At 63.2% G+C, this 13024-nt stretch carries 14 protein-coding genes; 6 read left to right on the forward strand and 8 right to left on the reverse strand.

Features of this window, described 5'->3' with window-relative positions; translation table 11 throughout:
* Positions 1-200: 200 nt before the first annotated feature.
* From ACV7NQ_RS24855 to ACV7NQ_RS24870, 4 genes are all read right to left on the reverse strand, one after another.
* A complete protein-coding gene (locus tag ACV7NQ_RS24855; RefSeq protein ID WP_463365544.1) occupies positions 201-1475 on the reverse strand; it encodes an IS4 family transposase in 1275 nt (424 codons plus the stop codon).
* Positions 1476-1566: 91 nt separating this feature from the next.
* Positions 1567-1869 (reverse strand): hypothetical protein, encoded by a 303-nt coding sequence (locus ACV7NQ_RS24860; protein ID WP_463361839.1) that lies wholly within the window; start codon positions 1867-1869, stop codon positions 1567-1569.
* Complete coding sequence (locus tag ACV7NQ_RS24865) at positions 1866-4136, reverse strand: TPR repeat domain-containing protein (protein ID WP_463361840.1); 2271 nt, start codon at positions 4134-4136, stop codon at positions 1866-1868. The genes ACV7NQ_RS24860 and ACV7NQ_RS24865 overlap by 4 nt, the downstream gene beginning before the upstream one ends.
* Positions 4137-4146: 10 nt before the next feature.
* Positions 4147-4386 (reverse strand): hypothetical protein, encoded by a 240-nt coding sequence (locus tag ACV7NQ_RS24870; protein ID WP_463361841.1) that lies wholly within the window; start codon positions 4384-4386, stop codon positions 4147-4149.
* Positions 4387-4582: 196 nt separating this feature from the next.
* On the opposite strand from ACV7NQ_RS24870, the gene tnpC reads away from it, so the two are divergent.
* From tnpC to ACV7NQ_RS24885, 3 genes are all read left to right on the forward strand, one after another.
* The gene (tnpC, locus tag ACV7NQ_RS24875; protein ID WP_463365536.1) at positions 4583-6073 is read left to right on the forward strand and encodes an IS66 family transposase; all 1491 of its coding nucleotides are present in this window, start codon (positions 4583-4585) and stop codon (positions 6071-6073) included.
* 340 nt (positions 6074-6413) lie between these two features.
* Entirely contained in the window at positions 6414-8135 is a 1722-nt protein-coding gene (locus ACV7NQ_RS24880) for a hypothetical protein (RefSeq protein WP_463361842.1), read from the forward strand.
* Entirely contained in the window at positions 8132-8893 is a 762-nt protein-coding gene (locus ACV7NQ_RS24885) for an ESX secretion-associated protein EspG (protein WP_463361843.1), read from the forward strand. Before ACV7NQ_RS24880 ends, ACV7NQ_RS24885 begins: the two co-directional genes overlap by 4 nt.
* 59 nt (positions 8894-8952) lie before the next feature.
* Here ACV7NQ_RS24885 and ACV7NQ_RS24890 read toward each other — a convergent pair whose 3' ends face one another.
* Both ACV7NQ_RS24890 and ACV7NQ_RS24895 read right to left on the reverse strand, forming a co-directional pair.
* Positions 8953-9438, reverse strand: a complete 486-nt coding sequence (locus ACV7NQ_RS24890) for a DUF4254 domain-containing protein (protein ID WP_463361844.1) — start codon at positions 9436-9438, stop codon at positions 8953-8955.
* 252 nt (positions 9439-9690) lie between these two features.
* The gene (locus ACV7NQ_RS24895; protein ID WP_463361845.1) at positions 9691-10173 is read right to left on the reverse strand and encodes a DNA-directed RNA polymerase subunit beta; all 483 of its coding nucleotides are present in this window, start codon (positions 10171-10173) and stop codon (positions 9691-9693) included.
* 248 nt (positions 10174-10421) lie between these two features.
* Here ACV7NQ_RS24895 and ACV7NQ_RS24900 point away from each other — a divergent pair, with 248 nt between their 5' ends.
* Together ACV7NQ_RS24900 and ACV7NQ_RS24905 are read left to right on the forward strand one after the other, a co-directional pair.
* Entirely contained in the window at positions 10422-11264 is an 843-nt protein-coding gene (locus ACV7NQ_RS24900) for a helix-turn-helix domain-containing protein (protein ID WP_463365808.1), read from the forward strand.
* Positions 11261-11473 (forward strand): DUF397 domain-containing protein, encoded by a 213-nt coding sequence (locus ACV7NQ_RS24905; RefSeq protein ID WP_463361846.1) that lies wholly within the window; start codon positions 11261-11263, stop codon positions 11471-11473. The genes ACV7NQ_RS24900 and ACV7NQ_RS24905 overlap by 4 nt, the downstream gene beginning before the upstream one ends.
* Positions 11474-11552: 79 nt before the next feature.
* Here ACV7NQ_RS24905 and ACV7NQ_RS24910 read toward each other — a convergent pair whose 3' ends face one another.
* Positions 11553-11894 carry a helix-turn-helix domain-containing protein gene (locus ACV7NQ_RS24910; RefSeq protein WP_463361847.1) on the reverse strand — a complete coding sequence of 114 codons (342 nt, stop codon included), beginning with the start codon at positions 11892-11894 and terminating at the stop codon, positions 11553-11555.
* 232 nt (positions 11895-12126) lie between these two features.
* Positions 12127-12516: a hypothetical protein gene (locus ACV7NQ_RS24915; protein WP_463361848.1), complete on the reverse strand. Its 390-nt coding sequence runs from the start codon at positions 12514-12516 to the stop codon at positions 12127-12129.
* A gap of 220 nt (positions 12517-12736) precedes the next feature.
* Here ACV7NQ_RS24915 and ACV7NQ_RS24920 point away from each other — a divergent pair, with 220 nt between their 5' ends.
* Positions 12737-13024, forward strand: a complete 288-nt coding sequence (locus ACV7NQ_RS24920; RefSeq protein WP_463361849.1) for a hypothetical protein — start codon at positions 12737-12739, stop codon at positions 13022-13024.

The raw sequence follows: 13024 nt of genomic DNA on the forward strand, positions 1-13024 counted from the left end.
GCGTGATGCAGCTTTGGTTGGCCAGCCGGATGGTAGCGGGTCCGGTGTGACGGGTTCCCTTGTCTGCCTTGCGTTTTACTCGGAAGCTGTTGTGTCTGGCGCGTTTGACGACGCGGGGGTAGGAGCGGTGGCGGCGGGGGTTGAGGTGGCGTTTTGCGGTGATCTGTTCGGCGAGTTCGGTGTGGAGCTCGAGTTGGCGGTCAGGGGGAAAAACCGTCCGGGCCTGCGATGGTGTCGCGGGCGAGTCGGACGGTCTGGGTGAACTTCACGCGGTCGGGATCGATGCCGGTCTCGACCGCGGCCCGGCAGATCAGCGAGCAGATCGCGTAGTGGGCGATGAGGAATCCGTATATTTCCTGGCGGACCATGTCCGGGGTTTGCGAGCGCAGGGTTTTGGCGGGGCCGCGGAGCTGCGTCTTGATTTGCCTGTTCGCGGCTTCGTGTTCCCAGCGTTGGTGATAGGCCTCGGCCAGGATCAGCGAGGGTGCCTCGTGCGGGTCGAGGATGGTGGTGAGCAGGCAGATCAGCTCACCGCCTTCGCCACGGTCGGTGATCTCGTACTCGATGACGCGGGCGAAACGAGTCCGGTCCCAGTCCAACTCCTCCCCGGCTATGGCCGCCTCCAGCAGCTCGGCCCGCATTTTCGCCGGGGTTTTGGGCGCGAAAAGCAGTGTCACATAGGAGCCGTCACCGAGGCGGTCCACGATCGGCAGGTCCATAATGTCACCGAGACGCCACAACAGGTCGGCGTCGGTGTCGGCGCCCTGGCACCACAGTTTGAAACTGTAGAACCCCTGGTCACACACCAACATCATGCCGGGTTCGAGTAACCAGATCAGTTCGGCCGCGGCGGTGCGTTCACCGGTGCCCTTGCCCACGACCGGCCCGATCACCGCGCCCAGGCTCACATGCGAGCCGCATTCGGTCAACGTCACCACCCGTGCCTGTGGCAACACTCCCTTGCTCGGTTTACCGAATTCCGTTGCGTTGGCCTCGGTGTCGGCCACGTCGAACACCATGCCATCAATCGAGACCAGCCTGCGTCGCGCGTAGAACGCGTCCAGGGTCAGCCGCGACGCCACCGGCACCGCGATCCGCTCGAACAGTGTTTTCATCGGCTCGAACCCCAGCCGCTGCCGGGCCTGGGTGATCCCACCCGAGGTCGGCAAACTCCACTTCGGATCCCAACAACGCCAAAGCCGCAGCGGCCCAACCAGTTTCCGCATCACCCCCTCGTAGTCCACACCTGCGAACAACGCCAACGCGACCACGAAATACATCACCAAATGCGGCGGCAACGTCCCACCACGACGCTTGGGCGCCTTGCCGTGCTCGGAAATCGCCATCTCCACCGCATCACGGTCCACCACAGCGGTCAACACACCCAACGACACCTGATCGATCAACGACACCGCACCCACATCCACCACGTCGGCGACGCTAACCCCAGCACCGACACGATCCGGCACCGACACGCCCAAAAACGCTCCACACCAACCAGTCTCACAGACCAACCAGCTGGCACTACATCGCAATCATGCCGATGACCTGCGAAAACACGTCAAGCTAAGTGGCATTGGAGCTGGGGCCGAGCGGTGAAGGACCGGGTGTAAAACGACAGCCAGCATCGATTTTGACATCATAGATTGCCATTTTAGGGTCACCCTCAATATTGAGTTGAACATCTCCGAATTGCAGATCTGTTTTGAAGAAGTCCAGCCACGGATTGCAGAAGTCCTCCACGGTGTGAGTGTTTTTTGGTGGACCGTCACATCCTGCAATCAGGGTGACGGCGAACAGCGGCGCGAGGAGGATACGGCTGACGCGTATGATCTCGGCTGCGGTCTGAGTTGCCCGGGGATTATTCATTTGACGGCCGTCCTGCCGTTGATGACATTTGTCGACAGGTCTTGAAGATGATCCGTCAACGCCCCGCCCTGATAGGTGTTGAGGATGTTTTCCAGCGCGCCATGGAACTGTGCGAGTCCACCAGCGGAGTGTACTGCTTGGTCGTAGTCCAGTAGGTGCCCGCTCGAATCGAACAATTTGTTGTAGCGAGGATCATGAGCGAGATGTTGGTCCGCTCCCTCGAGCGCTTGCGCTACCTGGTAGAACTGGCGAGACGAGGCAAAATCCTGGGAGCTGTCGAAATTCGGGGCGACGGATTCCGGCGGCGACGCGGCCATGCCGATCATATTCATCTTGGCGTAGCTGTTCCCCATATCAATCATGGGACCGAAGACGTCTTTTACGACCGGCACAAACTTGACCCCGGTACCAACAACTCCCTTGAGGCTGTCGTACCCGGCTCCCTTATCAGCGAACGCGTGGATGGCATCTCCGATTTTGGCGTCCTTCCGCGCATTGACTTCGAGGTCCAGACCTTTGTCGACAAGTCCCATAATGGTCCCCGACTGTGTCCCCAGTTCGGTGGCGGGGTTCAAAGGATCTCGGAGTACCGACTGTGTCCATTGGGTCTGCAACTGTTGCGCCGTGAGTAGAGCATTACTATTGAAATGTTTCGCGGCGTCCTGATCGGTATTCATCACCGCAAATATCTGTTGTGCGTGTTTGCGGGCGACACTCTTGTCGCCATCATCGATGTCGTTGACGAACCCATTTGTGTTGAGGAAATCGCGGGAAACCCCGGCCAGGTTGCCGATGTAGGGGCTTAGAGCGTGCGATAAACCCTGCACTGTACGCGGATTGACCTCACCGAGCGAATGCGACCGGTCGCCGTCGAGTTGCAGGAGACCGGACGAATTATTGGACACGTACTGTGCCAGCCCGTGCGCTGCCTCACCGGCACGTTTTGAGATCTCGGTGTCGGGGGAGGTTGCGTCGGTTTCGATCCAGGAAACCATTTTGCCGACGGCGGCACCGTCGTCGTTCCAGTGATGATGCATCAGCGGGTCGAGGATCTTGTCTCGGGTGTTTCCTGGCTCCAGTCCGTTGCCGTTGAGGATGTCGTGCACAGCCCCCTTGTCACCGCCTGCGGTGTTGACCATGTACTGGGCGAGTCCGTCGGCTGAGCCTTGGCGTTGGTCGCCGGTGATCTGTGTGTGGGGCGTGATCTGGGGAGTGATCTCGGCGGCGCGTTGCAAGAGCGTTTTGTTGATCTCGCTGCCGGGCATCGATCCCATGTCGGCTTGGCTCATTATTTCGGTCACCTTGTACAGGCCGAGTCCGCCGATGTTCGTGGGTTTGCCCGACACGCTGTAGTGGTGGGTGAGCACGTCTTGCATGGATTTGGGCACCTGGCTGAGCCCGCCCTTACCGCCGTTGGGCAGTTGTTTGTCCTCGGCGGCCACCGGCCCCGCGTTGACGGAGGGGTTGGAGATGATCTGGAACGAGTTCGCGAATGCCTTCTGGGCGTCCGGTGGCAGTTTGCTCATGATCTGCTGGATTTCCACCGGGTTTTTGCCGTCGAGGGATCGGCTGATCTGGTTCAGGTATTCCATCTGCGATGCGGGGATGGTGGTGGTGTAGCCTCGTTGCAGTGCGGCGAGTTGCTCGGGTGTGAGGTGCCCTGACTCGATAAGCCGTTGTGTCGCTTCGGGACTCAGCTTCGTCGGGTCGTCCGCGAGTTGCTTGCCGTCACTGGTGGCTTGGTCTGCCCCGAGGGCGGCGGCGGAAATGAACGATGCCCGTAGGTCCGCGCGAGCGGTGTTGAGGTCGTTGTGTACGGCGATGTCGGCCTGCATCGTCGAACGGACGGCGTCGTTGAGTTCTGACTGAAGATCGAGAAGTTTCTGGGCTTCCTCGGCCGATGGATTCTTGTCCGGGTGGGTGAGAGACAGGGTCCTGCCGATGAGGTAGCGACGATTCTCGGCTTCGATCAGGGCTCCCCGCGCACGACGTAGCGGTGCGTTGATTTCGTCGTAGCCCTGCTTGGCCCGCTGTCCGATGCCGTCCAACTTGTCGGCGAGGGTTTGCATCGTTTTCTGGTCGCTGGATGCGCGCGCTTGGGCTGCGTCGGCGCAGCGTCCTTCCCAGTGTGTTCCGTTGACCTTGGTGACGGCGTCGAGGTATTGGGCGAAGATTCCTTCGAGGTCGGTGCCCATTCCGATCCAGGCGTCGCCGAGTTCGGTGAGCGTCTCGGGCTTGGCGGTGTTGATGAAGGTCCGCGGGTCCATGCCTGTTGCCTCACGCGTTCCAGTCGCCGGTGGCCTGGCGATACTGGTCCATGATTTTGTCGGCGTTGCTGTCGTCGGTGTTCTTGTATTGGCGGGCGACGTTGGTCATCACATCGCCGGTTTCGTCGAGGCGTTCCTTGACGGTGGGCAGCAAGGTATTCATGAGCAGATCCTTGGTGATTTCCTCACCGACCTTCACCGACACCAGGACCGGGTCGGTGTGGACACCTGCCGGTCGATTCGGTCGCACTTTCGCGGTAGCTATTCAGCTGTCCCCCTTGGGGTTTGATGGCGTGTCGGTTGGATTGTGATGGCCTGTCGGGCATAGTGGCGGGGTGTCTGGAGCGTCGTCGGTTGAGCAGCTCGTTGAGCGGGTGGCCGAGTTGACGGCGCAGGTGAGGGTGGTGCTGGCCGAGAACGCGGAGTTGCGGGCCGCGAATGCGGAGTTGCGGGCCGCGAATGCGGAGTTGCGGGCCGCGAATGTGGAGTTGGGTTCGGAGAACACAGAGTTGAAGGCGCTGGTGGGGTCGCAGTCCGAACAGGCTGCGGCGCAGGCGGATCGGATCGCAGTGCTGGAGCGGCGGTTGGCTGCGGATTCGTCGAACTCGGGGTGGTCGTCGGGGTCGGACTCGCCCTATGACAAGAAACCGGCCAAGAAGCGGTCGTCGCGGACCCGGTCGGGGCGGTCGGCGGGTAAGCAGAAAGGCTCGGCAGGCACGTCGCGGCCACTGCACGATGACCCGAACCACACGATCCGGTTGGAACCGCCCCGCTGCCAGGGGTGTTCGTGTTCGCTCGACGGTGCCGCCGAGGTCGCCTGCGAACGCCGCCAGGTCGTGGACACGGCACCGGCGGCGGCGCCGGTGATCACCGAGTATCGGCGTATCGCCCGCGAATGCGGGTGCGGGACAGTGACTGCCGGTGACTGGGCCGATGCGGCACCCGAGCATGTCGCGGTGATCGCGGCGGCGGGGTCGCCGGTGCGGATCGGGCCGGTGGCTCTGGCCCGGGCGGCGTTGCTGACCTGCGGGCATTACCTACCGATCGGGCGGAGCCGGGATCTGTTCGTCGCACTGTGCGGCCTCGATATTTCGACCGGCTGGCTGGCAGGGGTGCGTGGCCGCGCCGCGCGGCTGCTGGAACGACAGTTCTCCGTCCACATGCGAACTCTGCTGGCCACCGCGCCGGTGTTGCATGCCGACGAAACCACCGGCCGCGCCGCCGCGGAGTTGAAGTACGTGCACGTCGCCTGCACCGACTATCTGACGTTGATGCACGTCGGTGGCCGCTCCGCCGACGATATTGATGCCGGTGGTGTGCTCGGCGAGTTCACCGGGGTACTGGTCCGCGACGGCTACGCCGGGTACGCGCACCTCAAAGCGGCCCACGCGTGGTGCGGTGCGCACCTGCTGCGCGACTTGCGGTCGATCCACGATGCCGATCCAGCCGGGCAGGTATGGGCGAAAGCGATGATCGACTGCCTGCTCGACGCCCACACCGCCGCTGGCCGGGCCCGCGCCGCTGAGGCATCGGCTCTCGACGCCGACACCCTCACCGGGATCCGCCGCGCCTACGCCGGTGCGATCGGGCTGGGCCGCGACGACAACCGTGACCGGAAAACTACCTTGGCCGCCGACGCCCGCAAGCTGGTGGCCCGGTTCACCCGCTACGAAGACATGATCTTGCGGTTCGCGACCGACCTGACCGTCCCGTTTTCGAACAACGAAGCCGAAAGAACGCTCCGACCAGTCAAAATACAGCAACGAACCAGTGGTGGAGCATGGCGAACCCTGCAGGGAATCACCGACTTCGCGATCGTCACTTCCTACCTCGACACCGCCCATAAATGGGGCCTCGACAAACTCGACGCCCTCACCCAACTGTTCACCACCGGTCCGTGGCTACCGCCTGCCCTCACACCCGCAGCCGCCCCATAACCACGCACGCATACCACACCGACCACCGAAAACCTCACCACCCCAGGTGAATAGCTACCTTTCGCGGCGTCGCCCGCCAGATTGTGCAACCGCGCGCCTAGTTGCTCCAAGGTTTCCAGATCGGCTTTCAAAGTTCCCATGCGTTCCCCCGGGTGGTGGCGACTCGAACCGACTCACGAACCAGGCCACATTAACACCCGCACCCGCACCCCCCGGGCGCTCAGATTGGGCCGCCCAGCACGTGATTCGCCCCCGTCGGTGGCGACTTGTCGGCGTTGCCGCCGTGTTAATCTGCCTGCCAGAGATACCGGTCTTGCGGCTCATCCAGGGGGATGCACATATGGGCGATCGTGACAGACCCGCCGAAGCGATCCCGGGGATACAGGATCTGCTGGATCAGCGCGACAGTCAGGTTGCCGCGCAGAAGGCTGCTGACGTCCAGGCACACACAGGGCGAGCGGATACCGAACTCACCGGCCTCGGTGCTGGCACCGACCCGGACTTTGTGCGCACCGAGGAGCACTTCGAAGGCATGACACTGGAGGCCATGTATGCGGCCGTGCATGGCGGGGCCGACGGTAGCGGCGGCTTGGACGCGGCCGGGTTGCGTGGGCTGCGCCAGACCCTGTTCGACTGCTACTCGGAGTTGGTCAACGCTTCCACGTTCAACCTGGTGGGGTTGAATCGGGTCTTCGGCAACGGACTTTGGCAGGGCACAAGCGGTGCGGCGGCCCAAGCTGCCTCGGAGCAGTACACCCACGTCGCCAATCAGATCGGGCGGGTATTCGAATCCTTGGGTGGTCGGCTGGAGTCTCTGTCCTGGGCTGCCGAAGCGGTACGCATCGCGGTCCCGGCTCCGCCGACGACGGTGACTGTTGCCCCGGACCCTGATAACCCCGGACAGTCGATACTGCCCGGCCTGATCAACCCCGACTACTCCGACCAACTCGACACCGCGCAGACACAAGCCCGCCAAGCCGCGATCCAGGCTCTGAACACGGTTTACAAGACGACGTTCCCGCCCGCCGGGACGGGCGTGCCCACCTACGCGACCGTGCCGCAGATCGGTGGCGATCAAAGCCAAGGCGTAGGCAACGCCAATTCCAGTGGCGCTGGAACAGGCTCCGGCACCGTTGGATCGCCCACCTCCGGTAACCCGCCCGCAACCCAGTCCGGCCAGCCTCAGGACGCCACCACTCCCACAAGCACAACACCGACCGGCACCAACCCCACCAGTACAACGCCAGCCGGAACGAACCCCAACGGCACCGGCCTGACCTCTGGAGGAGGGCCGAACACGCCGAGCACAGCAACCACACCTACCGGTGTAGGCAACAGCCCCAGCCTCACACCAGGCGGTCCAGGGCCGGGGTTGCGGACCGGCACCCCCGGCGGGTCCGGGACAAGCCCCCGGCTCGGTGGCCCCGGTTATTCGCTTCCGGGAACGCCCGGCACGACCACGCCCAGTGCCGGATCGCCGGGCACGGTCACTCCAGGGGCAACACGTCCGGGTGTCGGGGCGCAGGGTGCGTCAGGTGCTGGCGCGCGACGAAAAGGCGGCGAGGACGAGGGCGAACACCGTGCTCCGGATTACTTGCGGGGCGTGGCAGAGGACTGGACAGAGGGCTTGGGCAGTTCGGTGGATGTCATCGGTGACGCCAACGCTTCTGATGACGACCCGTTCCTCCGGTATCAGCCCACCGCGCCGACCTATCCGACCACGACCAGTTCATCGCCGGGAATCACCGCCGACACCAGCCCCGCGACACCGCCAGTCAATGCGCCCGCGACGAGTAGCGCCCCTATTCCCGCGTCTACCGAGCCGACACCCCAATCGAGCGTCGCCGACCCGAAACCGGCTGACACGGAACCGAATGCGGAGCCAACGACAGCCGAATCCAGCCGATTCTCGGGATCGGGGCCCGGACTTGACGATCTCATCGCCCAATACGGCTGGGATGTCGACACTTCGCCGGATATGGACCCCGAGCCCGGCACACCCGCCCACGACGAACACGCGGGTCCGGAGTCCGGCGAGCCGAATTCGAACAACGACCGGTGAAGACGCAGACGGTCTGGGTTTTCCCTCCTGACGTGTTCGCGTGGATATGGGGCGAAACCGGACTCGACGAATACCCAGACCCCATCAGCATCATCGAAACACCCACCACCGCAGACGAATACGCACGCCTGGCCGCCACAATTACCACCCGGTACCCACACCACGGCGACGCAGACCTCACCGGACCACTACGAGTCCTCGCCAACCCGGACCTGCGAATCGTATGCAAAGGCCGATCCACCAACTCCCACCAGCGAGTCCGCACGCTCGGCGCAGCCACCGCCGACCTCGGCGTAATCCTGTTCCAAAAATCCGGCACCACAGCCGATTTCGGCGGCGATATCAAACTGGTCGTCACCCGACGTGCACACCTCGGTCAACACATCGCCGCCACCATGCCAGCAACCCCCGCAGGGGCCGCCGGGAAGATGACCGGCTACACCCCCCGCGTCCGGGGTGAGCAACCACCCACGTCCTGGGTAACCTCCGCCAGCGGACAACATCCCGTCGAGGAACGCATCCGCGGCCTGCTGCGCCTACCCCGTACCGCCGAAGGACACCTGCGCATCGAACGCAACCTACACGCCCAACGCCCACACCCACCGTCCTACCTCAGCTGGATAGACATCCGCCCGAACCACCCCGCCTCCGGCCGCTACCTCATCACGGTCGACAACAACGACACCACCGTTGTCCCGGCATCAACTGAGATCATCGCCAGCGAACTACACCACCGCGCCGGACTCGACCACTACTGAAACGCCCTAGCCCGGCAACCACAATCGCCCCCGCATCAGCGCGTCATCGACCGGCCCGTCTATGACTCGTCACGCTGAGCGTTCTCTTCGCTCGAATGTTCTTCTGCCGCTGGGTAAGTGAAGTCTGGCAGTCGGCGGATACCGGCGGAGATCTCGAACGACAAGTCGCTGTAGGCGAGGGCGAGTTCGGTGAGCCGCTGCGACGCGTAGTGTCGTCGGATTTCCGATGCGCCCTCCACAAGCGCGGCGTGCGCGGCGACCGAGAATTCGGCGATGCGATCGACCACCATGCCAACGGTCTCAGTATGCCGATACGCGGCCCTGGACTCCGGTGGCTTTTTCTCCGACACCCAGCAGTCGACATCGTGCACCAATCCTGCTCGCGCACGGTCGATCTCACGGACCGCATCACCGGCCGCATCACTTCGCGCCTCATGCAGGCTCGCCAACTCGTAGGCGGCTTCCAGAACCGGATGCGGGATGACCACCGCGCCCGAGCACGCCTGCAACACCATGTCCTTCGACGGCAGCGGCGTCTTCATCATGCGGCTTCTCTCTCCTGGATGGTGCTGCGTGTGACGGTCGGTGCTGAGGCGCGATCATCGACCACGCCGACCCCGATCCAAGGGCAACGACTGTGCACGACTAGGGCGTCATGCTCGCCGATGCGGCCACCAACCACCGGAATCAGCCCAGAGCATAACCGCGACGGACATGTCACGAACGCCACGTTGCCGTCCTGGTCGGACAGCCCGAGCCCACACATGGACACCGTGATCCATGGTCCACATCCACACTCAGCCACGGGCGACAACCCTCCGTCGTAATGGCTGCCCGGCACACGCGCGGACCGAATCGACCACCACAAGACCCGACGGCCGGAACGTGCACCGTGGCGGTTCCACCCAGCGCCGGAACTCCACACACTCGTCCGTTGGTGAGGGCAACGCGATCGTGCCGCCGGTCCGCACTACCGAGACATCGAGCCGGAACATCTCCGCGAACAGGCTCACCTCATCAGGCAAGTCCGGCCGGATCAAAAATGTCCACCTGCCCGAGCGCGGATGCGACAACACCGGACCGACATCCGAATCATGTTGCTGCATATGAACTTTCACGGCCTGTCCGAGTGGGACGGGCATGATCACGCCCCACACGTATTCGGCCTTCATGACGATACGACCCAGGTGCGGCGGGTCGATGTTCGCGGGCAGATCACACACCCGCCGGTAGAAGTGACAGCGGGACAACGGCGTATCCCCGAACGCTATGTAGTCCATCTGGAGACCTCGGTTCGCATCGGTTGACTGAAGGTGCGCCCCGAGCCCTCTGGTGAGGGGGTTGTTGCTGTGCCGGGGCATACGTCTAGCACACCAGCACAAACGCTGAACTGCAATATTCCGGATAAACGTTTCAACTCTTCCAGTTGAGTACTACCGTCTATTCCAGAAACAAGCGCCCACTACGAGAGTCAGGGGTCAGCACGATGCCCGAGATGGAAAGTGGCTCCACCCTGCCGCGCCGGCAGATGGCTCGGATCCTCACCCGGCTTCATGAGCGATCCGGGCTTACGGTCAAAGCTGTGTCCGATGAGCTCGAGCTGTCATATCAGGTGGTCTGGCGCATGCTGACGGGCCGTCCCTGTCGGATCAAGAACTGGCACATCGACAAGATGTGTGAAATCTACGGCGCATCCGCCGACATGGGTGACACGTTGAAAATGCTTGTGCAGGAAGCGAAAGCGAAAGGATGGTGGCTCGCCTTCGGCGACGCCGTTCCGGGGAACTTCGACATCTATATCGATTTGGAGGCCGCCGCATCGACGTTGCGCGTCTACGAGTTGGCACGGATACCCGGCCTGTTGCAGGTCGAAGACTATGCCCGAGCGGTGATCAGGTCCGACCCAGGGCTCACCGACGATGAGGTGGACGGTCGCGTCGAGCTGCGGATGCAACGCCAAGGCGTGCTCGACAAGAAGCCGGTGCTTGCTGTCGTCGTCTATCTGGACGAAGCCGTCGTCCGCCGCGTAGTAGGTGGTCCCACTGTCATGGCAGCGCAACTCCGCCACTTGGCGGACCGCAAGAGCCACCCGAATGTCTCGGTACGTGTGGTGCCGCTCACGGCCGGTGCGTATCGCGGAACCGATGTCGGGTCGTTCCGCATCCTCGAATTCGCTGGCATGAAGCTACAGGGCGAGTCGGAACCGCCCGTCGTGTACATCGAGGCGTCGCTGGGGTCTGCTCTGTACATAGACGACCCCGCCGAAGTGGAGAAGTACTATGGGGCACTGGCCGACGTCGAACGCTCGGCCCTGGATGAGACGAAGAGTAGGAAACTCATCCTTGAGATCGCGAAGGAGTTAACCCGGTGACTGCCGACCTGTCCGGAGCCGAGTGGTTCAAGAGCAGCCGAAGTGGCAGCGCTCAGGAATGTGTCGAGGTCGCGTTTCTCGACAACGATCATGTTGGTGTCCGTGACTCCAAGAACACAGCTGGACCAGCGCTTGTCTTCACACCTGGCGAATGGGACGCCTTCACTGCCGGTGTGGTCGACGGCGAGTTCAACCGCCCGAATCACTAGCCTCCACGAGAACCCCCGCATCTCCTCACGAAGGTGTGGGCTTTCTGCGCGGTGGGTCGACATGTGTGGGGTGCCGACTTCAGGCTGCGTCGGTGTGGTGGCTGGTGAAGTTCACCCGGGTGTCGTCGGCATCGAGGGCGATGTTGAGGGTGGCGTCGAGGGCGTCGGCGAGTTTGGCGAGGAGGGGGAGGGTTGGCACGGTGTCGGAGCCTTCGATGCGCGAGATTTTGGCTTGGGTGAGGCCGGCGCGTTCGGCGAGGTCGGCTTGGGTGAGTCCGAGTTCGGTTCGGCGGTCGTAGACGGCTTGGGCCAGTGCCATGGAGAGTCGGATTTCGCGGCGGGCCTCGGTGACATCTTCGGGTTCGGTGTAGCCCTCGGCAAGTTTGCGTTCCCGGAGGGTTTTCCAGCGTGCGTGGCTCATCGGTCCAGGTCCCCTCTCTCTGCTGTGCGAACGAATTCTTGGTGGGCGGGTTCGTGTTCGGCTTGGCAGACTTGTTGGGCAATCCGGTCGCCATCAGCAGTTCGCGCAGGTAGTTGACGGCATCGGGACCTCCAACGCCGCAAGGCTTTTCGCTGACATCCACAGGTGCTGGTCGGCGCCATGTATCGACGGCGGCGACCAGCATTTGCCGCACCTTGCGAGCCCGGCGGAATCAGCCTGGGTAGACGTAATGGGTGGGGCCGGGGTGGCCTGTTTTGCTGGAGCCGGCATATGGCATGTCGAGCGGGGCCGTGTTGAGCTTGTGCGGGTTGCCGTCGAGGTCTGCTTGCCAGCAATCCTGCTGGACGCCATGGAAGCTGGTGCACACGATGCGGGTGCTCGTGCCGAACGGTGAGGTCAACCGGTTCCGGTCGGAAAGCGGATTCCAATAGTCGGGGTCGCTGGGGGTGGCGAAATCCTTGGTCTCATAAACCGCGAGCGCGCCGCCGCCGTTGGAGGGCCAGTCGTCTGCGGCGGCGGCACCCGCACCGATCAGGAGCGCGGCGCTGGTCAGTGTGGTGAGCGCGGCGATCCGCCCAAGACGTTCGGTGTTGATGTTCATCGGCATCCTTATCCTCTGACGCTTCCATGGTCTCTATGGCAGCCCGGAAATACCCAGCCGGTATCGATCCGGGAGATGATCTCCGGGGCATAGTTGCTCGATGAACGCTATGTCCTGAAGTGCTGCGGGTCATGATGTTTCAACATCCGATCCGCGAAACGCAACCCGGTACTTGTGGGGCTGCTGCCGACCACCCGCTCGAAACTGGTCGCGGATAGCAATGGTCTTGATTCCATTGCGGGCGATCACCGACGCCGCCCGGGTGGAAGGTCTGAGTCAGGTCGGTGTCGCGGCTGTCGGGATTGCGCAGCGGTCTGTGGTTGCCGCTGAGGTCGGGCAGGTGGAAGGCATAGTGGCCGTCGATGCCGATGTGGTCGCGGATGAACGCCCTACCGGTGTCGGTGAGGCCGCTGTTACCTACGCCCCCAATCCCGGGGGGCTACGTCAATGTAGGGAGACGGTGCGTCCCCACCAGATGACACCGCATCCTGAGCTGACCGGGCGGTAG

It is taken from the genome of Nocardia sp. Tas62D01 (assembly GCF_055232035.1).

Coding starts and splice junctions, on each gene's coding strand:
- ACV7NQ_RS24895 (WP_463361845.1), bottom strand. CDS start 10,173: ATGGACTACATAGCGTTCGGGGATACGCCGTTGTCCCGCTGTCACTTC.
- ACV7NQ_RS24860 (WP_463361839.1), bottom strand. CDS start 1,869: ATGAATAATCCCCGGGCAACTCAGACCGCAGCCGAGATCATACGCGTC.
- ACV7NQ_RS24920 (WP_463361849.1), top strand. CDS start 12,737: ATGGTCTTGATTCCATTGCGGGCGATCACCGACGCCGCCCGGGTGGAA.
- ACV7NQ_RS24880 (WP_463361842.1), top strand. CDS start 6,414: ATGGGCGATCGTGACAGACCCGCCGAAGCGATCCCGGGGATACAGGAT.
- ACV7NQ_RS24900 (WP_463365808.1), top strand. CDS start 10,422: ATGGCTCGGATCCTCACCCGGCTTCATGAGCGATCCGGGCTTACGGTC.
- ACV7NQ_RS24910 (WP_463361847.1), bottom strand. CDS start 11,894: ATGAGCCACGCACGCTGGAAAACCCTCCGGGAACGCAAACTTGCCGAG.
- ACV7NQ_RS24865 (WP_463361840.1), bottom strand. CDS start 4,136: ATGGACCCGCGGACCTTCATCAACACCGCCAAGCCCGAGACGCTCACC.
- ACV7NQ_RS24890 (WP_463361844.1), bottom strand. CDS start 9,438: ATGATGAAGACGCCGCTGCCGTCGAAGGACATGGTGTTGCAGGCGTGC.
- ACV7NQ_RS24915 (WP_463361848.1), bottom strand. CDS start 12,516: ATGAACATCAACACCGAACGTCTTGGGCGGATCGCCGCGCTCACCACA.